This is a genomic window from Leptospira adleri (assembly GCF_002811985.1).
GTDB lineage: Bacteria > Spirochaetota > Leptospiria > Leptospirales > Leptospiraceae > Leptospira > Leptospira adleri.
This window is the reverse complement of record NZ_NPDU01000068.1, coordinates 1-24,051: the sequence shown is the minus strand read 5'-3', so window position 1 is coordinate 24,051 and position 24,051 is coordinate 1. Positions and strand designations below refer to the sequence as shown.

Here is a 24,051-nt window from a genome sequence, read left to right as displayed (position 1 = left end):
CTCGCGACGATCGACCAACCGGAACTTCTGGATAGATAGTCTTTGAAAAGATTTACTACGTCGTCCACTCCGACCCAAAGAGGATCGAAGATATTCGTTCCGTTAACGGTCGGATAGTTTGCGACCTTATCTCTCCATTCGGTAAACTTAGTCTCGATGTTAAACTGCGTCGCCGTGGGAGTCTCCGCGTTGAGTTTGATTTCTCCCATGACGAGTTTGAGCCCGTTGAAAACTTTTACCTTAACGTTAACGTTAGCCGGTTGTCCCAGTTGGCCTATAAACTTGACGAGCCCGGTAAGAAGTTGCGTTTTGCCGATCAGATTCAAAGCTCCGTCTTGAAATCGTCTCGTGTTCTCGGAAAGAATGCTGATGATCGTTCTGTATTCTTGCGCGCCCGAATTTGTAAGTGGAAAGTATTCCATAGTGGAAGCGATCGGATTTCTAAAACCGTCGGCCATTCCTACGGTTCGAACCTGAGTAAAACTCGGAGGCGCCGGATTGGTCGGCAGCGTCGCGGTAGTATCGGGTCCGAAAAAAACAAGAGGGCGGGAAAGAATCTCGGCGAGATTGGTAAGAATCGTATAAGGATTTTTGAAACCTGCGGTCTGTTGACCGGAAACCTGGTCGTCTAACGATTTTGCTAATGCGACAACAAATGGAGTCAGCGTGTTTCTCTGAGCCCAGTTAGCGTTGACTTGATCCGGAACCACCTTTCCTGCGGTGGTAAAACCAAGTCTTTCCAAAACGGGAACATTCAGCGAAATGACGGGAGGAAGCATTCCGTAGATTAGATCCGGATTAGGAACGATCAAAGACCAAAGAGCCGGATATACGAAAGTGACTTGAAACGCCTGTTGTCCGTCCGCGCCGAACCCCCAACCCTCCAAAAGCATCACAGAATCTCCGGGGATATTGGAAAGATACGTGAGATCGGAACCAGCCGCGTTATACGCCTTTACATAGTTTCCGTTGTCGATGGTCCAACGGCCGTTGTCCGTCGCGCAGGCGCTCGGAAGACAATTCGGTTTGAGATTGAGCATTCCCACAAGACCGTTTCCGATCGCGGTGATAAACAAGGCCTCTTCAAATGCAACGGTTGCGGCTAACTTTGCACGCACGGGTAAAACCGCGACGAAACGTTTTTCGTACAAAAGCCACTGAAGATTCTTATAAAACGCTTCTTCGTCGCTGTCTACGGCGCGTTGTGCGTCCGTTTTCGGAATTTCTGCGATCGTATAAAACGTATTCGGAACGTTCGCGCCGTTTTGAAAATTTCCTCTCAGGCCCACGTATTTCGTGTTGTTAGGCGCGGGAAGATTCAATTGGATTTCGTATTTATGAGTATTCCAAGTGGGTTGAAAAAGGGTTTCGGAAAGATCGGAATTGCGGGTGATCGTTCCGTCCGGAGAAAGAAAATTTCCCGCTCCGTCCCTACGATTCTTATTGTAGTAAGGACCGTAACCGCCGTAGGTCACTCGTTTGATCCAGTTCAGGGCCCAAGGAAGAGTTTTGTTGTAGACTCGATCAAAATTTCCCGCAGTCGGATCGGTAATCGGAGCCGTGATTCCTCTCGCGTTGTCTTCGAGTAAGGAAAGGACCCGGCTGTTCATGTCGAACGAGTGAACTGCGCCGTCCTTATAGACCTTTCCGCTGGTCTTACTAAGATTTGTAATATTCTTAAAATTGAATGGACTGGAAGAACCGATCACGGACTTGAGGGAATGAATCGCGTCTCCGACCGTCAATTCTCCTCCCGTGGAACCGTCGATCCAATCGTTCGCGGTATTCGCAGTATCCCAATGAAATCCGTAATTATTGGCGATCGTAAGGACTACAAAAAGAGTTTCCAAAGCGGACATCGAACGACTGGTTCCGTCGTAAGCGCGGTCCTTACCGTCCACGTCGATCCGAACGAGTTCTTTGAGAGAACCGTCCACATTGGAAGGTTGAGCGCCGAAATCCAAAAGACTTAAATTCTCCGCGGTTTTTTGCAAAAGATTAACCGGAGTCGCGGTGATCGTGCCCGTATCCAAAAGTGTACGAACGTTTTGAAAACTCTCCATCATAAACGCTTTGAGTTCCGCGGGATGAGCCGGGTCGCTATAATCGGCGTTGTATTGTGCGCCTCCGGCGGTAAAATACTTATCCAGATTGAATACGAGTTCCTTCATCGCGGTGTTCGGAGTTTTAAAATCCGAAAAACCCGCTCTCTTAAACATCATCTCGCCCAAATCGTAGATGATGGAAATAAAACCGTCCTTGAGAGAACGATCCGCGACCAAGACCGGATCAAAAAAACCGTTGAGAAGACTTTCCACGCCGGCTCTCGCATTCGCGTTCGCAATGAGACCTTTGTAAGCGACGTCTTCGATTTCCACAAGAAGATCGCGCGTGCTCTGGCTTTTCAGATCCTTTGAAAAATCGTGGATCGATTGAGTCACCTGATCCTTATTTTTGGAAAGATATTCCTGACGAAGCACGTTAGCCGAAATAGGAACCAAGTTTCTGACGACCGGTTTCGGATAATAACGGATCTTTTCAAAAAGCGGCTGAACCGCGTTGTAGGCGCTCGGGTTCGTGGTTTCCAGCTTTTCAATCAAAGAGGCCGAATCGGTGCTGAGGGCTTGGATGCTCGGCCTGCTGACAAGAAGCGCCGATTGAGTCGCTCGAAGAGTTCCTAAATTGTCGTCCCTCGTCGCTTTTGCAAGATTGTCTCCGAGCGCTTTGTTGAAATCGACCGGTTCAAGACTTACGAAAAAACTTTTTAGGACCGGAAAACCGTTTAGAATCGTAAAAAGAGTGATCCCATCGTAAGAATCAATGTTATCATAAAAAATCTTAGAATCGTATTTAGTAGATTGAGGTTTGCATCCCAGGGAAAAGAAAAAGAGGCAAGCGAACACCATTAGAATTCTATAAAATAGAATTCTACTTATAGAAAGCAACACGGCACAGCTCGATTTTCGTTTCGTTTCTTTTTTCAAATTCATCCCTAAAATCCTCTTCGTCGGTTTCCCTGGAGGCGGCCCCTGTAGCGATCGTTACGGGGCTTTATATATATACTAGATTCTAATTATTTTATAAATATATGCAAATGTTTTTTATATCAATCGTTCAAATTTTATATCGACCGCTACACGAGATGATAAATCACTCACATTTAAGATAACATTTGTTATTTTATGTGCGAACGAGCGGTGGACATAAAAAAAGAACCGGCTCTCGTTTCGAGAAACCGGTCCTTTTTTGCTTAGAAACGGAGTTCTGAGATTACGGTCCGGAAGTCGCCGGAGCGAACTTCTTCTTGTAAATCGCGTAACCGATGGCTCCCAACAGAAGAACCAGCCAGATATACCAGAACTTCACGAGAAGAATCGTAATCGCGGTCAAAACAAACGCGATCACGCCGAGTACGACCTTGATCAAGCCGCTTCCCAATTCTCCCAAAAAAGGAATAAAACTCAAAAGAGAAGTAAGAGGTCCGGCCATCAGAGTAAAACTGCTGAACATCGCGATGAATCCTATAAATCTTCCCACCCATTTCATCGTGTTATCGTCCGACTGGATGTCTTTCATCGTTTCGGCAAAACCTCCGATGCTCGCATTCAAGAATTTATTTCCTTCCGCTGACAGAAACTTTCCGACCTTAGAACCTTTGATATCTCCGATAAAAGTCATGTCTCCTTCCGGAATCGGAGTCACGGAAACCTTAACTCTTTCACATCCTTCCTTCTCGGCTTCCGAACAGGACTTGGAACTAAAAAGATAACCTTCTCCCAGTACAAACCCGTTCGGTTTGATTTCATCTTCGTTCGCGTCTCTGGAAGACACTTGAGAAGTGAAATCCACATCGGAAAGATTTACGGAATACGATTTACCGTCGGCAAGAACCGTTCCTCCGGACGCGGATTCGGATTCGTCTTTTACGGACTTTCTATGAAATGCTTTGGAACGGCAGCCGGAGAGTTTGAAATTGGACGGGTTTTCCGGAGATGAAGTCCATTCGAGAACACAATTGCGGACTTCTTTCTTATTACTTCCGGATCCTTCGGTTTTTGTTTCCTCGTCCCAAGCATAAACTTCGGAGCTTACCGAATAAGAAATGTAAGGTCCGCTCTTTACAAAACTTCCGCTGAGAGGGTCCGCTTTTAAGGTTCCGGTGATATAAGAAGGTTGACCTTCTTTTGCGACCCCGACCGGCGCCGCGTTCTTGAGGGCCGCGCTCGCTTGTTCGCAGGTTTCTACGTTGTAGATGATGATAAACGAAACCGGCAGCAACACGACTCCTGTGAGAATACTCTTAAAAGAATTTCCCATCTGTGATAGGAAACCTACACTTTCCGTTGAGGACATTCCGTCCGGGCTTTCAAACGCCATTGAACTTTCTCCTTTCTGAATTACAACTTGCTCAAATCCGATTCTTATCTTATTCTCATATTAAGCCGAACCGTTTCGACTTATAGAAAGATAGGAATTCCAAGAGGCCTGGAGAGTTTCCGGGGAATCCGATGTTTGTAAATAATTTTTTATCTAATTTCAGATCGGAGAGAATGAGAATTGAATGTGAAAACCGTTAAAAACCGAAGGAATCGACGATTTATAAAGATTCTAAACGATCGATCGTTCAAGCGGAAAAATACGGAGTTCATTCCTTTCGTTGTGATTCAATTCGGAGAAGAAGAAGGATGAGGCATTGTCATTCCGACGTAAGCGTATTCGGTGACGGACTCGATAAATTCTTTCATTTCTTTATCGGTTTTTTTCGGCTTGATTCTTCCTTCTAAAAAGAGCATTGCGATCCCGTGAATCATCGACCACGCTGCGATGGTTTTTTCCCGAGTATTCCCGGGACGAATCGCTCCCAAACGTTGTCCCATCCGAATGATCTCGTGCAATTGTCTGTAAGTCCTTCTCGAAACGGACGACAGAGCGGGATGCAGATCCACTCCGCCGAACATGATTCTTGCAAATTGTTGATTGTTAAGAATGAACTGAATGTAAGTCCAACCGAGAGCGCGCATACGTCCGTTAAAATCGTTATCCGTTTTTTTGAGTTCTTTCTGATAAGAGGAAAAATATTTCTGAAATCCTTTCTCGGCCACGGCTGCGAGCAGCGCGTTCTTGTTTTCAAAATGATGATACGAAGCGACGTGACTCACACCCGCAAGCGCGGCCACTTTTCGAAGTGAGATTTCTTCGAGCGGGGTTGTTTTCAAAAGTTCCGCCGCCGCCAGGATCAAATCTTCTCGAACCGTAATTCCGTCCTTTTTGAACGGCCTGCCTACTCCTAAGTGCTGACCGCGCGGTCTTTTTTTCTTTGCCGGCATATCTACTATCTACGAGGGGAATTATTTTTCTGCAAGACTATAATTACCAGTGGTAATTTAATTCTTGATTTCGATTTCAATTATATTACCAGTGGTAATTAATAATAGATCTACGGAGTTCGGATCATGGAAAAAGCGTTTCAGTCGGTTCAAATAGGAAAATCCACCATTCCAAATCGGTTCATCATGGGTTCCATGCATCTCGGACTGGAAGGTAAAACCGGAACTGCGGAAAGAATGGCCGCTTTTTACGGAAAACGTTTCGAAGGCGGAGTCGGATTGATCGTAACGGGCGGAATCGGAGTGAACGAAGAAGCGAGAGGATCCAAACACTTTTTCAATATTCAGAACGAGGAACACGCGTCCGAATTGCAAAAGATGAACTCCATTTTGAAAGGAAAAGGAATCGTCTGCGCCCAGCTTTTTCACGCTGGAAGATACGCGTTCGACAGAAATTGTGTCGCGCCTTCCGCGATTCGCGCACCGATCAATCGGTACGTTCCGCGCGCTCTCACCGAGGAAGAATGCTGGAAGACGGTGGAAGACTTCGGCGCAGCCGCAAAACTCGCAAAAGAAACGGGATTCGGAGCCGTTGAAATTATGGGGAGCGAAGGTTATCTCATCAATCAGTTTTTCTCCGCGGTCACCAATCAAAGAGACGATCATTTCGGAGGAGATTCAAAAAGAAGAATGAATATGGCGGTCGAAGTGCTGCGCTCCGTGATCAAAAATCTTCCGGACGGATTTCCGGTTATATTTAGAATGTCGGGAATCGATCTCATTCCCGGAAACCCGACCTTCGAAGAGGTTTGTCATTTAGCAAATACATTAAAAAATGAGAATGTATCCGCTTTGAATATCGGAATCGGTTGGCACGAGTCGAGAATTCCAACGATCAGTCAATTGGTTCCGCGAGGAGCCTGGGCAAACATTGCGGGAAGAATCAAAGAGAAAACTCCCGGCGTTCCGATCATCGCATCGAACAGGGTCAACGATCCTGTCACGGCTCGAAAAATTTTTGAAAACAACCAAGCGGATATCATTTCGATGGCGAGGCCGTTTCTCGCGGACGCCTTTATCGTAAAAAAAATTCAGACGGGAATGTCCGATCGAATCAACACTTGTATCGCCTGCAATCAATCCTGCTTGGATCACGCGTTTATCGACAAATCGGTTTCTTGTCTTGTAAATCCGCAAGCGGTCAACGAGCTCGAATACGAAGTCCATTCTCCGATAAAACCTCGAAAAGTCGTAGTGATCGGTTCCGGTCCGGGAGGTCTGGAGGCCGCGAGAGCGAGCGCTTCTCTCGGACATAAGGTAATTCTAATAGAGAAATCGAACCAGCTCGGTGGACAATTCAATCTCGCGTCCAATATCCCCGGAAAATCGGAATTTAAGGAAACGATCCGTTATTTCCAAAACGAACTTTCCGCACTCGGAGTCGAAATACGTTTGAATACTGAGTGTGATCAAGAATTGTTAAACGAAATCGCAGCGGATACGATCATCTTTGCGACCGGAGTAAAACCGAGAGAGTTTGATCTACCCGGAATCGATCTCCTCCCCGCGGGAAATTACACGGACTATCTTACCGGAAAATTCAAACCCGGAAACAAAGTTGCCGTTATCGGAGGCGGAGGAATCGGAGTAGACGTCGCGCACAAACTGACGGAAGACCGCGATCCTACCCTGGAATCTTATTCTAAAAAATATAATATAGATTCTTTTACGAACGCAGTCATTCAACCTCATAAATCGAAACGCGAAGTCGCCGTCTTTCGAAGAAACGGAAAACACGGCGCGGGATTGGGACCTACTACTTTTTGGGCTCTCAAACAGGAACTCGAAGCTGCGGGCGTTGAATTTTTCCAAGGATTGAACTACAAAGAAATCACAAAGGACGGGCTCAAAGTTGTCCTCAAAAATGGAGAGGAAATTTTGTATCCGTGCGATTCTTTGATCCTTTGTGTGGGTCAGGAAAAAGAAAACGAACTCTATGAAACCTATCGTTCGTTACATCCTCAAAAACAGATATTTCTCATCGGAGGAGCTAAGGACGCAAAAGGGATCGACGCGGAGAGAGCGTTTCTCGAAGGACTCGACGCGGCATACAACGTCGGAAAGGAAAACGAAGTTTCTCGAATCGCTTAAGGAATCCGATCAAAGAATATGATAGCCAATAATTATTTTACCGATGACGAGGATTTAAAATTATTCTTCGAACATTTGATCGATTGGACTTCGATCGTAAAATCGACGGAAGGAGAAGAATTCTTCGATCACGAGCATTATAAAAAAACGGGAGATCTTAGATATGAAATGGCGCCGTCGAACGTAAAAGAGGCGGTGGATCTTTATAGATCCTGTCTTGAATCCTTGGGAGAATTTTTCGGGAAGGAAGTTTCTCAACTTTCTCAAACCATGGATAAAAAACATCTGCGCTACGAAAACGGAAAGGTGCTCTTTCCGGACGAAACCGTTTCCATATACGAGAAGTTTCGCGAAACTGGACTGATGTCCTATTCCATTTCGAGGGAAGCAGGAGGACTCGCGTTACCCGCAACCGTAGGAGCTTTTTTCGTGATGATCATGGCGAGAGGAGACGTTTCCTTTTGTATGACGATCACGCTCTTAAATCTCGCCCAAATCGTCGCTCGATTCGGAACCGAAAGGCAGATAGAAGAATTCGCCGCAAAGGCTGCGTTAGGCGAAACTCTTTTCGCGATGGCTCTTACGGAACCGGATTTCGGATCGGATCTGAATAACGTAAGAACGACCGCGACAAAAACTGAAGACGGAAGCTATCGGATCAACGGAACCAAACGTTTTATATCTCAGGGCTGCGGACTTGGACCGTATCCGTCGAGTCTTTTGACGTTAGCAAGAACCGGAAAACAAAACGGAGGAGCGCGCGGTTTATCCGTGTTTCTCGTGAAAAGTTCCGATGTGAACGTAGCGGGAATCGAAACAAAGATGGGAATCCACGCGTCTCCAACCTGCGAAATCGTATATGAAAACAGCGCAGCCGAACTTCTCGGAGAGGAAGGACTCGGTCTCACCCGTTACACGGCGGGTATGACGAATTTTATGAGACTCGGAAGCGCGGCCGGCGGACCGGGAGGCGGAGCCGGCGGATATTACGAATCCAAAAAATACGCGGAAGAAAGAATTCAGTTCGGAAAGCCTATCTCGAAAATTCCTGCCGTGTCGGAGATGCTCCATAAAATCCAGAGAGAAGTAAACGCGATGAGACTTCTTACGTTTGAAACCGCGCGGGTGGTGGATTTATATCAACATCACCAGATTCGAATGGAAAAAAAGAACAAAGACGATCGTGAAATCAGAAAGGATGAAAGAGTGAAAACCTGGGGAAACCTCGCCTCCATTCTTACTCCGATCGCAAAATACTATTGTTCGGAAGAAGCCCATAAGTGCGCAAACCTCGCGATCCAAATCCACGGAGGAGCGGGTTATACGGAAGATTACGACGTATCGAGGATGTTTAGAGATTCCAGGATCAACACGATCTACGAAGGAACCAGCCAGATTCACGTAAGAATCGCGACCGGAGCCGTCGTCGCAGGGATGACGCCCGACGGCAATTTTAGAAAGTATCTGGAGACGATTCGAAGCGAGGTGGAAAAACCTTCCTCATTTCTTTTGGAACAACAAGATCTGTTCGAGAGCGGGGTCTCGATTTTTCGAACGATCACAGACGACGAAACGAAGGAAAGAGTTGCAGAAAATCTAATGGTCTTAACCGCTCGGTATCTTTGCAGTTTGCTCTATGAAAAGGCACTCGCCAAACTGCAACAACACGAAGTTTTGGATCGTTGGACGAGGGATTGCAGAAAGTATCTAATCGATAGCGCCGCGATTTCAAAGGGGTGCATCTATAGAATCGAAAACCCGGAATAGAAAAAGATTCTCTCCGAAAGAACATCGTTAGAAAATTAAGAGGACATTGTTTTTTCGAGAGAATTTAGAATCCAAGAATTCATCTTGGACAAAAAACAGATATGTCCTCTCTTATTTTTCTATATCCTTTTTTCTTCCTATATCTTCCGATTCAATACTTGTACGGAAGCGGCGGGAAACTCGGTTATCTTCTTTTTAGCTCTTTGTTGTTCGGATTCTTTTTGTTCCGCTTCTTTCTAGGACGCAAATCGGATTTTAAAAGAAACCTTCCGCCGGTTTTCTGGATTACCTATTGGACTCTGATCGTCTTTGCGGAAGGAGTGTTCTACACGAAAAGAGCTCTGGATTCTTTTTTGTTAGGCGACTTGGATTATACAGCCCAAGCGAGAATGATGATCACGGTACTGAGAGAAAATATTTTCGAAACCCAGTATTACGGTTGGAACGAAAACGCGAATTTTCTTTCACACCACATGGCTCCGTCCATCCTGCTTTTATCCCCGTTTCCGATATTATACGGTTCCGAATTGGGATTCGGAATCGGAGTTTTTTTCTTCGGCGCGGTTACGCTTCCCCTGCTCTACTTTTACCTGAAAGAATCTTCGGTCTCGGAAGAACTTTCCCTCTGTGCGGTTCTGCTCTGGGCCGGGTCTTCGAGCTTTTATAGACTGGGACATTCTCTGCACTTTGAAGTTTTGATTCCTTCCGTATTTCTGTCGCTATTGATTGGAGTTAAAAAACAAAAACTTTGGCTTTGGATACCCTCTTTTATACTTTTTATAGGAATCAAAGAAGATCTTTCGATTTACCTAGGAGGACTTTCCGGTTTCCTCATTTTTATCGATAAGGAAAGAAAAAGGGAATGGGCGTTTATTTTTCTCTCGAGCCTTTTCTACTTCGGAGTTTTACATCCTTTTCTGAATTCTTACGCGGGGAATTCCGCGGAAAGAAATTGGAAAGAATATTGGACGAGAGGGGAAACAAGTCCGTTCAAGACCATAGCAAACTATATTCAAAATCCTGAAAGTGTTAGGCAGTATATAAAAGGTTTCAGGGATCTAAGTTTAGAATGGGGATTATGGAACCTGCTCGGAGGTTGGATTCTTTTACCGTTCCTAGGATTGTATTCCGTCTTTCGATTGTCCGTTCATCCGTGGGTAAGGGAAATGTACAGTTACTATATCTATCCGCTCATCCCTTTCCTGATTCTTTTTTTAAAGGCAGGTTCCCTAAAAATACAGAGCTGGATCGGCGAAAAAGAAAGGATCCGTTTTTTTCCATTCTCCGGAGAGACAAAATTCTTAACCCTGCTCGTTTTGACTTTTTTCTTTACCGTTTATAGAAACGGAAAGGACGGACAGTATCCGATCCGCCTAACACCCAAAAACGAAAAAGCCGAGGAATTGAGGACGATTCTGCAAAATGTTCCGCGGGGCGAAAGCGTTTCGGCGGGTTATCATCTTTCTCCGTTCGTGTCTTTTCGGAACAAAGTTTATCCGATCAGGGAGAATCGTATGTTTCAAGAATGGATTCTACTGGATCTAGAATACAATTCTCCGTATCTTTCTTCCGAACAAATTCAAAGAAGAATACAAAAAGAAACGGATGCGGGAAAGATCGAGATAGCCGCTCAGTCGAAACATTTCAGGATTTATCGGAATTTCGCGAGAAGTCAAAATCCTTAAAACAAAAGCGATCCTTTTCCGCGCGGTCTAATTCTTCCGACAAACTAAATCCATCTGAAAAAAAACTTGCTTTCGGACTTAAAGTCCGAATCTCGGAAAATGCGGGAGTCGGTTGGGTTCTCATTTACAATATTCTTTCAATCTCTCTTTGGAATCCTCATAGCCGAGATCCAAAGATTTTTGAAAATCCTTGCAAGCCAAAGAAGTTTTTTTCAAAAACACGTAAGCAAGTCCACGATTGTGAAAAGCGACGTCGTCTTTCGGATTCAACCGAATCACTTTCGAATAAGTCACCGCGGACTCCGCGTATTTTTTTAAACCGTATTGAGCGTAAGCGACTTCAAAAAAACCGTAAGAATCTTTTTTATCAAGAGCGACCGCTTTCTGCGCGTCCTTGAGCGCTTCCGCGTAATCCTCTTCTCTGTTTTCGCAACGAGCTTTGAACTGATAAAGTTCAGCGTCCTGATCGTATCCCAGATCGATCGCTTTTTGAAAGTCCTCGATCGATTGCATACAATCGTCGAGTCGTTCGTGACCGTATCCTTTGTATAAATAAGCGACCGCTTTTTCCGGATCCAGCTCCACGGCTTTTTCAAAGTCAGTCACCGCTTCCTGATATTTTTTTAAGAAGTAAAAAGCAAGACCACGATTGTAATATCCCGAAGCGTCGCTCGGAACTCGATTGATATATTTGGAATATTCGTCTATCGCGTTCTGATATTCACCTCTTCCATAAGCGTCATAAGCGCGGTTGAAAATATCGTTCGGATCTTCTTGAGGTTCGTTGGAAGGAGAAGAAGAATTGGAAGACTGGTTCGTGTCCGAGGTGGACTTTAGTTCTTGAAAAAAGGAATCGATTCCCTGCGAGATTTGTTGAAAAAAGGACGGAGTCGCGACGGCGTTCGGATCGACGGTTTCCTCGGTTTTTGGAAAAAACAAACTTCCGATCAGGATCACAATACCGATCACAAAAGACCAACCGAAAAGAAACGAATCCAAAAACTTATTTTCCATCAGGCAATGGAATCCAAATTCTCCCAATAATTCAACTTTTTATTGATAAATCCTTTGTCAAAGATCCGGAGTTCTCTAAATTTTACGGCCAGGGAAGGCAGGCCGAAATCACTTTCGACCCGCCTTTATTTTCAAACGATTCTCATTCGGCTTGAATGGAAAGCGTGGATTGTTTATTCGGATTGTGCTTTACGTCCAATCCGTAAACCAACGTTGTGGGAACCGCGTATTGGGGATCAAACGTATCCAGAGCGATCGCAATTTTATTTCCTGCCGGAACGTCGTAAGCGACCGCGTTGAGATCGATCGTAAGATCCGAAGTTTCAAACGCGGAAACGTAGACGGAGGCGGTTCCGTGCGTGATCAACTTTCCGACTCCGTTGTTGCCCACGTCGTAGAAGTAGACGTTTACATTCGCTTTTCCTAATGAAGAAGAAAGCTGACCCTTCCAAAAAATCTTACCTCTAATCTTCAGAACGGATGATAAAGAATCGGATTCGTAGACGATTCCGTTGATTCTACTCAGCCAATCCAAAGAAGCGGTGACCGGAACTTCGAGATGAGAAGCAAGAATATCCGAAATCAAAGGAATTCCGGTCGTCGCAATAGTATCTGCTCCGGAAAGAATTCCAGTGTTCGTGTTATTCGTATTCTGAGCGGAGGAAATTTTTCCGTCCGTAAAGAGCGTTCTCGGTTTTAAATAATAGGTTTTTTCGGAAATCGTCGAAGAGGGCCAAGAAGGAAGGGTGACCCTTGGTCCGTTGAATCTTTTCTGAAACGTTACTTGAGGTTTCGTCATGATTCCGTTGTTGATTCCCTTCAGCCAAAAATCGAACCAGTCGTAAGCGTTGTCCCAAATCGGATTGGAAAGTCCGAGAACACCACCGATCTCCGCGGTCGCGTGAATCCCTTCGTTCATATCCAATTTTTTAGGGACGGTCAGAGAAGCGAAATAGTCAAGCATCTGGTTTGGATTGAATAAGAAGTCTTCGAAGTTACTCGAAATATAAACCGGCTTTCCGGAAGCGTTCAGTTGAGATGCGAGAGTTGCGGGAGAGCGTTCCGCCGCCCAAGAGGTAACTCCGGCGATATCGGTATGAGAGAGAAGTTTCGTAAAATTCTCCGCGATGACAGGATCCATTCTTCCCGTGAAATAACCGGCGCCGATCAGAATCAATCCCCAGACCAGACGGGGAGTATCGTTTCCATAAAGGGATCTTTTGAGATCTCCCCATCCGCTCATCGCGACCGCCGTCTTGATCCTCGGTTCCGAACTCACTCCCAAAAGAGAAATTCCGGCTCCATAAGAAATTCCTGATATTCCTATATTAGAAGAATCTACTTGAGTATTCGCCTGAAGCCAATCGATCACCGCGGATAAATCCTGACGATCTTTGACTCCGGCGGTATTGATCAGGCCGCCGGAGATCCCAAATCCTCGAGTGCTGTAACTCAAAACGATGTATCCTTTTTTAGCGAGTTTTGCCGCGGGAACGAGATATTCGTATTCGTTCAACGCCCAGCTATTTACGAAAATTACGGTCGGATATTTTTGTCCAGAGACGAGATTCTTAGGTTGAAAAAGATTCGCAGCGAGCGAGGTCCCGTCGCTCGAACGAATCAGGATCGAATCGTTGAAAGTAAAACTTCCGTCGTTCTCCGCTTGAAACGCAGAATCGACCTGTGAGGAAGTGATCCCTTGTTGGAAGTTACTGGAAGAAGCGCGTCCTTCGAATGACGCGGAAGACGCTCCGGGAATCAGAGCCGTTAAGGTGGTCAAATTTTTTTGCGATGAGTTTCCATTTTCTCTTCCGCAGCTCATTAAGAATAAAAACAGAAAGAATGCCCTTCCTGTTTTTAGCACACTTGTTGTTTGAAATCCAATTCTCATTTTTTTCTCCTAAAGCTTTCAGCGTACATACGCGTTTTTCACTTTTGAAGAGAAAGTTTAGCTCGGGTTCTTCGAGAATTCGCTTAAGATTCGGATTTGAGTCAAATTAAATGTCTTAAATTTAAAATTAAGATGTTGGATCCCCCGTTTTCCTAGAAAAGTGTGAGTTCCTACATTTAACTCCACAGCGGTTTATTTCTTTTCGGAGGTGCGAAACAGACGGCCTTGGTTCAAGTTTATTTTCTTTGCAAAAGATAAACTAACTGGATCGAGTGATCCTCGACTTTCTCAAATATTCCCTTGGAGAAGTCCCAAAGACGGATTTAAACGCAAGATTGAAAGTCGCTTTCGAATTAAAACCGGAACGATACGCCACCGAAAGAATATTGGCCCCTTCTTCCGATTTCAAAATTTCAGCGGCCTCTTGAACCCGATACGAATTGATAAACCTAGAAAAGTTCATTCCTTTTCTTGAATTTAAGAATTCCGTTAACTGATACGGTTTTAAATCCAGCTTATCCGCGAGTGTGGAAAGATCCAAATCTTCCTGGAGAAATAATTTCTCTTCGTTCATCAGTCCGTTCAATCGAGAATCGACCTCTAAAAGATCCACACTATCCAGTCGTGAATTCTGATACGCCTCCTTTACCGCAGGACCGATCTCACTCAATAGCTTCGGAGTTCTTTGATGAGAAAGATAGGCGATCACGCTGTAGAAAGTTGTCGCCACAACGGACGCATAGAGTAAATCCAATTCTCTTAATAAATACGCGGAAAGTAAAAGAAGAGTTACGCTAGCTCCTCCGCTTAACACCAGTAAAAGAAGACGGCCCCCCGATTCGGTTCTCAGTTGCGAAATCCGAAACAAAGAACGTGTGTCCCAAAAGATAAAGGCGTAGTATCCTAAGTTTACGAAAAAACCCGCTAAAAAGATAAGATCCCAAATACTCGTAGTTTTTTTATGAAAAAAATCCTCGGGTCGATTTCCGAACCATTCGGGTTCAATCAAAGAACAAACCGGGATTAAAAACATAAGAATCAAACCCGGAAAATACATCCATCTGTCCCTTTTCCAAACGTAGGAGTCTCTTACGGTCGCGGAAAAAAGACTGTACATTCCCGCGCCTAAGAACCATGACCAAGGAACATACATATAATTTAAAAAACGAGTTTCAAAGTGTATGTCCTTTAAGAGAAGATAAACATAAAAGAATAATATAGATCCGCACGCGTTCAGAAGAAACACGAGTCGATTCTGAATTCCGGCGTTCGGTCTAAGAAGCGCTCCCAATCCGATCAATAAACCGAATACGGCTCCGAAAAAAACCGTCTCTGTGAGGATGGACGACACGAGAAGAGATGGAACCGCAACTTTGATTCTCAGTCCAGAATTTTTCCGTCTTGATTCTACGAATTTAAACGAATGTCGCTTATTCTTTCGGAAGAATGACTTGAAAGATCGTCCTACCGGGTATAGAGGTGAGTTCGATTCTTCCGTCGTGTTTTTTTACGATCCTCCGTGAGATGTCCAGGCCCAACCCGCTTCCTTCTCCCGGTCCTTTTGTGGTAAAGAACGGATCGAAAATTTTCTCCTGCATTTCGGGAGGAATACCGGGGCCGTTGTCTTCGATGGAAACTTTTACTTCTTTTTCAGATTCTAAAATAGATATTTTGATCTTACCTTTGAATCTCATCGCCTGAAGCGCGTTATAGATGAGATTGGTCCAGACTTGAACCAAATCGTCAGGATATGCTTTGATAAACGGACGCGTTGGAAACTCGAGCTCCAATTCAACGCCGCTCTTAATCTTATTGTGATAGATCGTAAGAACCGTTTCGATGTTCTCCGCGAGATCGATCAAAACTTTTCCTCTCGCCTCTTCCGAGTCGATGTGCGCGTAATTTTTAAGTGCATAGACTATCTTAGAAGTTCGATCCACAGCCAATCGAATCGAAAGAATATTCTTATAGGTTTGAACCTCTTCCAAAGCAAACTTTACGAGAGGATAACGAACCGGATTTTCAAATAGGTTCGGGAACTCCTGCAACGCCTGCGGAATCCCGTTATCCAAAAGACGATCCGCTATGTCGTGGACGTTTTCGAAGCCGAAGTTTTTGAGTTGAGTACGAAGCGAATGCAAAACCTCTCTTCTATTCTCTCTGGAAAGAATACTCTCCTTACTTTCGATTCCTCTTCGGATCATTTCGGATAGATTGTGTACGAAGTTTGCGTCCACGGTAGAAAGCATAGGACCGAGTTTTTCCATTCTATCCGCGGACGAATTCAAGTATGCTTTCAATTCTCCGCTCAACGCAGAGATGGCGCCTAACGGATTGTTGATCTCGTGCGCGATGCCCGCGACGAGCTGACCGAGTGCGGCCATCTTTTCGGAAAGAATCAGTTGTTCCTGAGTCTTTTGCAGATTCTCCAGCGCCTGCGCTAATTCGGAAGTTCTGACTAGAACTGCCTTTTCCAATTCTTCTTTCGCTTCCTTTCTTTCTGCGTTTAACAATAGTTGTGTGACTTGTTCCGCGATCGTGAATACGAATTGTTTTTCATGGCCCTTCCACTTTCTCAATTCTCCTCTGTGACCCAGACAAACGATCCCTTTGATTTTTCCCCTTACAAAAAAAGGCACGTCCAATAAGGAAACGATTCCGAGAGGAATACTGTAATCTTCAGACAATTCGGAGGTTCGAGGATCGTGAACGGCGTCCGTTGCGTCTACGAATCGGTCCTTTAATATGGATTCCGAATAACGCGGAAAACGTTTCAGATCCATCCTTATCTTTTCGATAAATTTCTGATCCCTTCGATCCCAACCGGCTATCACGGACCAGGTGCTCAAATCCTCCGAATCGAAAATCCATATCGTCGCACGGTCGCAACTTAGAACTTCCGCGGCCATGATCGCAATCTTTCTCGCTCCCATTTCTAAATTACCTGAAGCAAATTCCGAATCGGTCGCCATCTCCATCAAAGCCTGTGCGTGCAACGCGATCTGCTTTGTCTGTTCTTCCTTTTCCCTAGTTGCGTTTTTTATTTGAGTGATATCTCGGGTGATCGCGATCGAAGTTGGTGAATTTCCCAAACTGACAAGCCGCGCGGAAAACAACGTGTCGACGAGCTTGCCGTCCTTCCTTCGGAATTTCACTTCGTAGTCTCTAACGATTCCGTCTATCTGCAATTTGTGAATGACCGATTCCCTTTCCTTTAAGTCGCTCCAAATTCCGAGTTCGATGGCGCTCTTTTCCTTAGTCTCGTCTTTGCTGTATTGGAGCATCTCGGAAAAATGTTCGTTCACCTTGATGTATTTGCCCGTATGAAGATCGCTTAGTGTGATCGTATCCGGATTCATCTCGAAAACCATTTCGAAAAGATCCTTACTTTCCTGCATCTTTGCGAAGTATTCGTCCCTTTCCGCTTCCATTCTTTTTTTATCCGTGACGTCGATCAAAAGAGCGAGCAGCATCGGTTTACCGTTCCACTGAAAGACCCGATTGCCGGATAACACGTGTTTGATGCTTCCGTCCGAACTTTGTATGGCGGCTTCGATCGGTCCGGTTCCGCCCTTCTCTTGCAGTTGTTTTACCAGGGCAGCGCGATCAAAAGAAGTTCTCCAAATGCCCAGATCCAGCGACGACTTGCCGAGTATTTCTTCTCTCGAATAACCGATAAGGTCGCAATAGGACTGATTGATTTGACGATAGATTCCGGTTTCAAGATCGGAAAGAGAAACCGCCGCCGGATTGAGCTGAAACAATTTTTCGAAAAGATCCTTGCTCAGTCTGAGCTCTTCATCGAGAGCCTTTCTTTCTTCCTCGGCCTTCTTTTTATCGGTGATATCGGTCGCAAGAGAAATAACGTGTTTTCTTCCTTCCAACTCCGTGATCCTCGCGGAATAAAGGATCGGGATTTCGGTTCCGTCGGATGCGGTGAAAACAGATTCTAAATTTTTCACCTCGTCGTGTTTTGTAAGAGATTCATAAACTTCGTTTCTGAAATTTACCGCATTGTCCCAGACTTTGATTTCCGGCGTAGTCTTTCCGATGACTTCTTCCCGTCCGAGTTTGACCATCTCCAAAAATCGTTCGTTGACATCCACGATCTTGCGGCTTTCCCAATCGGTCAAAACGAGCGAGGAAGGAATGAGTTGGAATAATTTCTGGAACGTTCCCTTGCTTCGTTCCAATTCCTTGGCAAGAGATTCCAACTCCTGCGCGTACGCTTTGATCTCGGAAATATCGTGACCGATCGCAAGAATTTTTTTCTCCCCGAAGGATTCTAAGATTCTCGCCGAAAAAAGAATGGTCTTCAACTTTCCGTCCGGGGTCTGCATTTTGACTTCGAGATTTCGAACGACTCCGTGTTTTTCCAAGCCGGTCAGGATTTTCTCACGATCGGAGGTTTCGTAATAAACCCCGAGTTCCACCGGAGTCTTTCCGATGACTTCTTCCCTTTTTTTGCCCAGGTATTCCAAAAACAAATCGTTTACGAAGAGATAAGATCCATTCAATTTTGATAATGTAATTGCGGAAGGGTTCAATAGGAATATCTGATTTAGAATCTCTTCCTTTTCGCGGACCTCGTCTAAGAGTTTTTGTTTGACCTTTTCTTCCTTGATCCGATCCGTCATAGGAACCGTTATGCTCAGGAGAACTTTTTCACCTTTGTATTCGATCCCTTTCGCGGAAAACAAACCCCAGAATTCCTTTCCGGCGACGGTTCGAAAAGGCATCTCGATCCCGTCCACAAAGCCGTCGCGTTTCATGTTGGAAAGAATCGTATCTCTGGCTTCCGGTGAAAACCAAAGTCCCAACTCGAGCGTCGTCTTTCCGATGATACTTTCGATCGTAGATTCTATCTGCTCCGCGAATTTCTGATTGGCTTCTAAAATTCTTCCGGTCTTAATATCGGTGAGAGCCATGGGAAGAGGATTGAGTAAAAAAATACTTTTGAGCGCATCCCAACCTTCCTTCGCTTCGTGATACAACTTCCGTTGAACGTCTTCGTTTTTCTTTTGTTCCGAGATATCCCTTACGATTCCCCAGATCGCAATCGGTTTTTTAGAATCGTCCTGAATGACGTAAGCCTTCACGCAGATGGGAACGATACTTCCGTCTTTACGGATGTATTCCTTTTCGATTTCCTGCGAATATCCGTGCGGGAGAAGATATTCCTCAAAAATTCTTTTTTCGTTCGCGATCCAATGATCGGGCGTAAGGGACCAAAGCGTGATCTTACGAAGTTCTTCTATGGAATAACCGGTGAGAGAAAGAAAGGCGGGATTCGCTTCCAAAAAGACTCCGTCCAAATTTGCGATCGCAATTCCATCCCTGCTAGTTTCAAAGATTTGCCGAAAGAATTCGGAGTTTAAAAGGTGAGAATCTACGGTTTCCATTTCGCACTCATAGTAAAAGACGGCAATTTATTAGGAAGATCGGAGAAAGGAAATACGATTTTCCATCGAAACCCGGAAATTTTCGAGTCAACGTCCGGTCTAAAATCCGCGTTTTTTAATACGAAATGACTCTTAAGGACCGGAAACGCAGCGATAATACCAACTCGCAGCTTTTCCGTTTCCGCCGATGAGTCCGTTCGTAAAAAATAAAGACCAGGCGTAGGTTAGGTTGGAGCGATCGGTAGTTGAAGTCCAATGATACTGCGAAACGGTACCCGGAAAAAAAGTAGCGTTGATTGCGGGAGTAGAACCGGAATAATCCGCGATGCTATGAAGTTCGGTTACGTTCGGAAGTCTCCAACTCAAACCCGCGAGAGAAAGAGAAGCGCAACCGCTCAGGGCCTGTTGCCAAGTGCCGATGCTGCTTCCGGAAGTCTGCCAAACTAGACCGGTTCTGTTATCGGTCACGGTTCCGTTTCCGTTGTTAGTAAGAGAAGAAGATTGAAGAGAAGCGCCCGAAACACAACGAACCGCAAAAGGACCGGTTCCGAAATTCAACTGATTGTAAAACCCCGCCGTCATCTGAACGAACCATCCCGTAGTAGTAGGGTTGGAAGCGTAAGGAGTGGAAGAATAAAAACTTACCGCCGGATTTCCCGGAAAATTCGCTGAATCCACGCCGTTTGGATTTTCCGTATTCCCGAAACGCGCAAGTTCGTAGATGGAAGGAAGTCTCCAAGTTTTGATTCCGGCGTAGCCGTTTCCGGAGTTGAGAGAATTTAAAGCGGAACAAACGGTCGGAGCGACGGAGAAAGAACTCGAAATCGCCGCTCCCGTCGCGCAGGTCGGACCGCTCAAACCGTCGGGGCAAGTCTTCCAAGTTAAACCTCTAATATTATCGAATGTCGTATAATCATTCGTATAAACCGAATGCGCAGTCGGTCCCGTGTAACTTCTCGCGGAAGAGATATTTACGAAATCCGCGTCCTGTCTCGTATAAGTCGGATCCGAACAAGGAATGTTAGTCGTCGTATCGTAACAGATCGTTTGCCCGGTGTCCGGGATTTTTTCCGGGAAATAGGTAATGTCGGAGTTAGGAAGAAGAACGTTGCACTCCGGAGTCTGCAAAAGAAGACATTTCAAAATCTCAGTATCCTTCCACGCTTGAGAATAAGGAACCGCCGGATTGTAAGGTTCTTTTCCCGGCCCGCAAAAGATGAGAAAGAAGAATAGAATTATAAAAAAAGAACGCCGGAACATAACCTATTTTGCCGCGCTCAAACTCGGGTTAGTCAAGAAATTTTTTCCTAAATTCTTTTTTGTAAAAAGACATTAGCGGAAAACTTCCATTCTTTTGACGTTGAATCGACTCGCCTCGCAAAAACTTTTCGGAAGAATAATTTAGAATCGATGTCCGTCCCGTTCGAGACGAAGGATATAAGTGAAATACTTTCTTCGTTTTATTCTAAGATCCAAAGTAGGAATTTTCGGATCGGAGCGCGGTTTGATAAAGATCGTTTTTTTGGGTTCAACGATCCGATCCTAAAGAAATCGGAAAAAGATACGGGATCTCATCCGATCGCGGCTTTGAAAAAATGGGATGTTTTTCCGCCGAGAAAAATCGAATCCGCGGAAAAATCAAAAGAAAGGAATTTCAAAAATAAGAATATTCTAAAAATCAAATATTCTCTCCAAAAAAGGACGCCGACGGACCGTCCTAATTTTCAATCCTTTTTAGGTCACGACCGATTCGCCGTTTTCCTGGATTACGTGACCGTCTTCAAGGATCATACGGATCAATCTTGTCATTTCCACGGAATATTCGACGTTGAGGTGTTTTGTGACGCCCTCGCAGAATCCGTTGATGATCAGAAGTTTTGCGTCGTCTTCCGATAAGCCCCGGGACTGAAGATAAAAGAGTTGGTCTTCGTCGATTCTTGAAACCGTGGCTTCATAGTTCAAGGTTCCGTTTTGACCGGAAACGTCGTTGTAAGGATACGCGTGAGACTGGGAACGGTTGTCCATCATAAGTCCGTCGCATTTTACGTGGGAATATGAATTTTCCGAACCCGTGGTGAACTTGACAAGTCCTCTGTAAGAATTGATTCCTCCGTCCAGAGAAACACCTTTTGCTAATATATTACTTCTCGTGTTCTTGCCTACGTGAATGATTCTCGCGCCTGTATCCTGAATCTGTCCTCCTCCCGCAAACGCGAGCGAAAGAATGTCTCCGGTGGAATGATCTCCTTGAAGTACGATCCCCGGATATTTTACGGTGTTGGCTCCTATGTTTACGTCGGTCCAGGTGATATGTCCTCTTTCATGGCATAACCCGCGTTTGACGGTCCAGTTGTACATATTCTTCTTCCAGTTTTGGATCGTCGTATAGAAGATTTTTGCGTTTTTGTGGGCGATGAGTTCCACGACGGCCGTGTGAAAGTTGGTTCCCTTATCCTGCACGGAAGAACATCCTTCGGAATATTCTATCTCCGCGCCTTCATCAGCAATCAATAATGTTCTTTCATACTGTCCCGAAGAGGCGGCTGTAACTTTGAAGTAAGCCTGAAGAGGCATCGGAGTCTTTACGCCCTTCGGAACAAAAGCAAAAGATCCTCCGGAAAAAACACAACTGTTGAGGGCGGAGAATTTATTATCACCCACGCTTACGACCGTGCCTAGATATTTCCGTACGATCTCCGGATATTCGCGGATCGCGGTGTCTATGTCGCAGAAAAGAATTCCGAGTTCCGTGAGTTCCTTTTTTACGTTCGCGTAAACGGTTTCGGAATCGTTCATCGCTTCGATCCCGGCGAGATACTTTCTTTCGTGCTCCGGTATTCCCAGACGTTCGAAAGATTTTAAAACTTCCGGATCCACTTCGTCCCAGGATTTTTTCTTCTTCTGATTGGATCCGATATAATGCGTATAAGAATCTATGTCCACATTGAAGTTGGGAAAAAATCCCCAAGTCGGCATCGGCTTTTGTTCGTAAATTTCAAAGGCTTTGAGGCGAAATTCAGTAAGCCAGGAAGGCTCATTCTTAATATGAGAAATGGATTCCACGACCTTTCTGGTCAAACCTTTCGGAAAATTATCCGCGCGGTAAAACCGATCCGCCGGATTAGTTTCTTTTTCTAGGATTTGTTCCATATTCTTTGCCTCCAAAAGTTAGACAGGATTGCGACCTGAAACTTGAAAGTGTTTTGCCCAGGCTCGGGAAAAAGCCGCTTTTAAACGAATGCGATCTAAGACGTTTCTTAACCACAAAACCTACTTGAAATTCCAAGAAGAATCCGTCGGAACTACGACAACTTCCTCGTAAAACTTCGCAGACCCCCGCCCTGATGAAACTCAATGCGTAACTCTCTACGGATCGCTCCCCAGGTGGCGGGCGACGAGCTTCCCTTAGAAAGCGAGACGAATTAAGTTTACGTTGGTGCAAGTTTCCGAAGAATTTTCTCTATCACAAAATCATAATTTTGCAATGAAAAAGTTTCTCTTCCTTTGTGGGAACTCCTGCAAAATTCCGCATTCGCACGATTCCGTTTCCATTCCCGCCCGACGTAAAACGCGATCCGACTGAGAGCGATTTCTTTTAAGTTCCTTTCGTGATCAAAAAGCGATCCGTAAAGCCCCCGAGTTGCAAAAACAACGGATCGAAAACTCGAAGATATTTATCGATTCGGATCGGAGCTTCTTTTTGTTTAAGGTAGGAATTCCCGTTTCAAGAAGGTTTTCCGTATGAGATCCGAAAGGCGCTTTGCATATTCTACCCAACGGAACGAAGAAGAATTTAGTTTTGGATTCTTTTGCGATTCCGTTTCTATCGATCACTTAAGAACCATCATCCGCAGGCGAACGCCTGCGGACAGGAAAAAATCAATTCACTGCAGAGAAATAGTCTTTGGATTTTTGAGGATCCGCAACCATCGTTTTCTTACCTTCGTCCCAGTTCGCAGGACATACTTCGCCGTGTTTTTCAACGAATTGGAACGCTTTGATGAGACGGATCGCTTCGTCGATATTACGTCCCACTGGAAGATCGTTGATGGTCGCTTGACGAATCACTCCGGCAGGATCGATGATGAAAGTTCCTCTCAGAGCCACTCCTCCGTCTGTGAGAACATTGTAATCTCTGGAGATGGATTTTGTAAGGTCTGCGATCAGAGGATATTTGATGTCTCCGATTCCACCTTCTTTTTTCGGAGTGTTCTTCCAAGCTAAGTGAGTGAATGCGGAATCCACGGAAACACCGAGAACCTCGGCTCCGAGTTTTTTGAATTCTGCGAGTTGGTTATCATATTCTATGATCTCAGTCGGGCAGACAAAAGTGAAGTCGAGTGGATAGAAGAATAGAACCACCCATTTTCCTTTGTAATCGGAAAGTTTGATTTCCTTGATTTCTTTTCCAAGAACAGCTTCTGCTTTAAAGTCCGGGGCTAGGGATGTAACCTGAGGCATTTTGTTTCTCCTTTGTGAATTTGTTTTGAAACTTTAGACCCTCCCATACTATCCTTCTCCCCTTCCGAAGCAAATATTTTTTAGAATGATTCTAATTTTTTTTCGATTCTAAAAAATTTCAGAAGGAGCTTCCAACGGAAGATGAATGGGAGCGGTTTTGTATGAGTTCCTACTTTTTTAGAAAGTCGAAAACAGACCCAGGAGAATCCGGAAGAGCCGGAGGAATCCGAGAAGTTCCGTCTTTTTAGAGAAATGTAGGAACTCATACGTTTTCGGAGGATCGACGGAAGAATCGCTCTGAAAGCGGCCTTTTTGTTTTTTACAAAGAAACCTCCGGAAAACTCTGATTCCGT

At 44.9% G+C, this 24,051-nt stretch carries 14 protein-coding genes; 3 read left to right on the top strand and 11 right to left on the bottom strand.

The window, feature by feature from the left end; genetic code table 11:
* From CH376_RS19210 to CH376_RS19200, 3 genes are all read right to left on the bottom strand, one after another.
* Nucleotides 1-2,990, bottom strand: a 2,990-nt coding sequence (locus tag CH376_RS19210; RefSeq protein ID WP_100788296.1) for a hypothetical protein, incomplete at its 3' end; no start/stop codon positions are given.
* Nucleotides 2,991-3,270: 280 nt separating this feature from the next.
* On the bottom strand, nucleotides 3,271-4,377 hold the full coding sequence (locus tag CH376_RS19205) for a TMEM43 family protein (protein ID WP_100786275.1): 1,107 nt from the start codon (nucleotides 4,375-4,377) through the stop codon (nucleotides 3,271-3,273).
* Between the two features lie 287 nt (nucleotides 4,378-4,664).
* On the bottom strand, nucleotides 4,665-5,327 hold the full coding sequence (locus CH376_RS19200; RefSeq protein WP_100786276.1) for a TetR/AcrR family transcriptional regulator: 663 nt from the start codon (nucleotides 5,325-5,327) through the stop codon (nucleotides 4,665-4,667).
* Nucleotides 5,328-5,453: 126 nt separating this feature from the next.
* Between CH376_RS19200 and CH376_RS19195 the strand changes: the two genes are divergently transcribed.
* The 3 genes from CH376_RS19195 to CH376_RS19185 all read left to right on the top strand — a co-directional run bounded on the left by CH376_RS19195 (nucleotide 5,454) and on the right by CH376_RS19185 (nucleotide 10,930).
* Nucleotides 5,454-7,478, top strand: a complete 2,025-nt coding sequence (locus CH376_RS19195) for an oxidoreductase (protein WP_100786277.1) — start codon at nucleotides 5,454-5,456, stop codon at nucleotides 7,476-7,478.
* Nucleotides 7,479-7,496: 18 nt separating this feature from the next.
* Entirely contained in the window at nucleotides 7,497-9,245 is a 1,749-nt protein-coding gene (locus tag CH376_RS19190; RefSeq protein WP_100786278.1) for an acyl-CoA dehydrogenase family protein, read from the top strand.
* A gap of 101 nt (nucleotides 9,246-9,346) precedes the next feature.
* Nucleotides 9,347-10,930 (top strand): DUF2079 domain-containing protein, encoded by a 1,584-nt coding sequence (locus CH376_RS19185; protein ID WP_100786279.1) that lies wholly within the window; start codon nucleotides 9,347-9,349, stop codon nucleotides 10,928-10,930.
* A gap of 120 nt (nucleotides 10,931-11,050) precedes the next feature.
* On the opposite strand, the gene CH376_RS19180 is transcribed toward CH376_RS19185, so the two are convergent.
* The 8 genes from CH376_RS19180 to CH376_RS24465 all read right to left on the bottom strand — a co-directional run.
* The gene (locus CH376_RS19180; RefSeq protein ID WP_100786280.1) at nucleotides 11,051-11,944 is read right to left on the bottom strand and encodes a tetratricopeptide repeat protein; all 894 of its coding nucleotides are present in this window, start codon (nucleotides 11,942-11,944) and stop codon (nucleotides 11,051-11,053) included.
* A 142-nt stretch (nucleotides 11,945-12,086) separates the two neighbouring features.
* Nucleotides 12,087-13,835, bottom strand: coding sequence for a CocE/NonD family hydrolase (locus tag CH376_RS19175; RefSeq protein ID WP_243394755.1), 1,749 nt, complete (start codon nucleotides 13,833-13,835; stop codon nucleotides 12,087-12,089).
* Between the two features lie 259 nt (nucleotides 13,836-14,094).
* A complete protein-coding gene (locus CH376_RS19170; RefSeq protein ID WP_165781778.1) occupies nucleotides 14,095-15,186 on the bottom strand; it encodes a helix-turn-helix domain-containing protein in 1,092 nt (363 codons plus the stop codon).
* A 79-nt stretch (nucleotides 15,187-15,265) separates the two neighbouring features.
* On the bottom strand, nucleotides 15,266-19,237 hold the full coding sequence (locus CH376_RS19165) for a PAS domain S-box protein (RefSeq protein ID WP_100786282.1): 3,972 nt from the start codon (nucleotides 19,235-19,237) through the stop codon (nucleotides 15,266-15,268).
* A gap of 132 nt (nucleotides 19,238-19,369) precedes the next feature.
* Entirely contained in the window at nucleotides 19,370-20,497 is a 1,128-nt protein-coding gene (locus tag CH376_RS19160; protein WP_100786283.1) for an Lcl C-terminal domain-containing protein, read from the bottom strand.
* A 474-nt stretch (nucleotides 20,498-20,971) separates the two neighbouring features.
* Nucleotides 20,972-22,387 (bottom strand): Fe-S cluster assembly protein SufB, encoded by a 1,416-nt coding sequence (sufB, locus tag CH376_RS19155; protein WP_100786284.1) that lies wholly within the window; start codon nucleotides 22,385-22,387, stop codon nucleotides 20,972-20,974.
* Between the two features lie 729 nt (nucleotides 22,388-23,116).
* Entirely contained in the window at nucleotides 23,117-23,698 is a 582-nt protein-coding gene (locus CH376_RS19145; protein ID WP_010574111.1) for a peroxiredoxin, read from the bottom strand.
* Nucleotides 23,699-23,778: 80 nt separating this feature from the next.
* Nucleotides 23,779-24,051 (bottom strand): hypothetical protein (locus CH376_RS24465; RefSeq protein ID WP_207769147.1); only part of this gene is annotated, 273 nt, incomplete at its 5' end.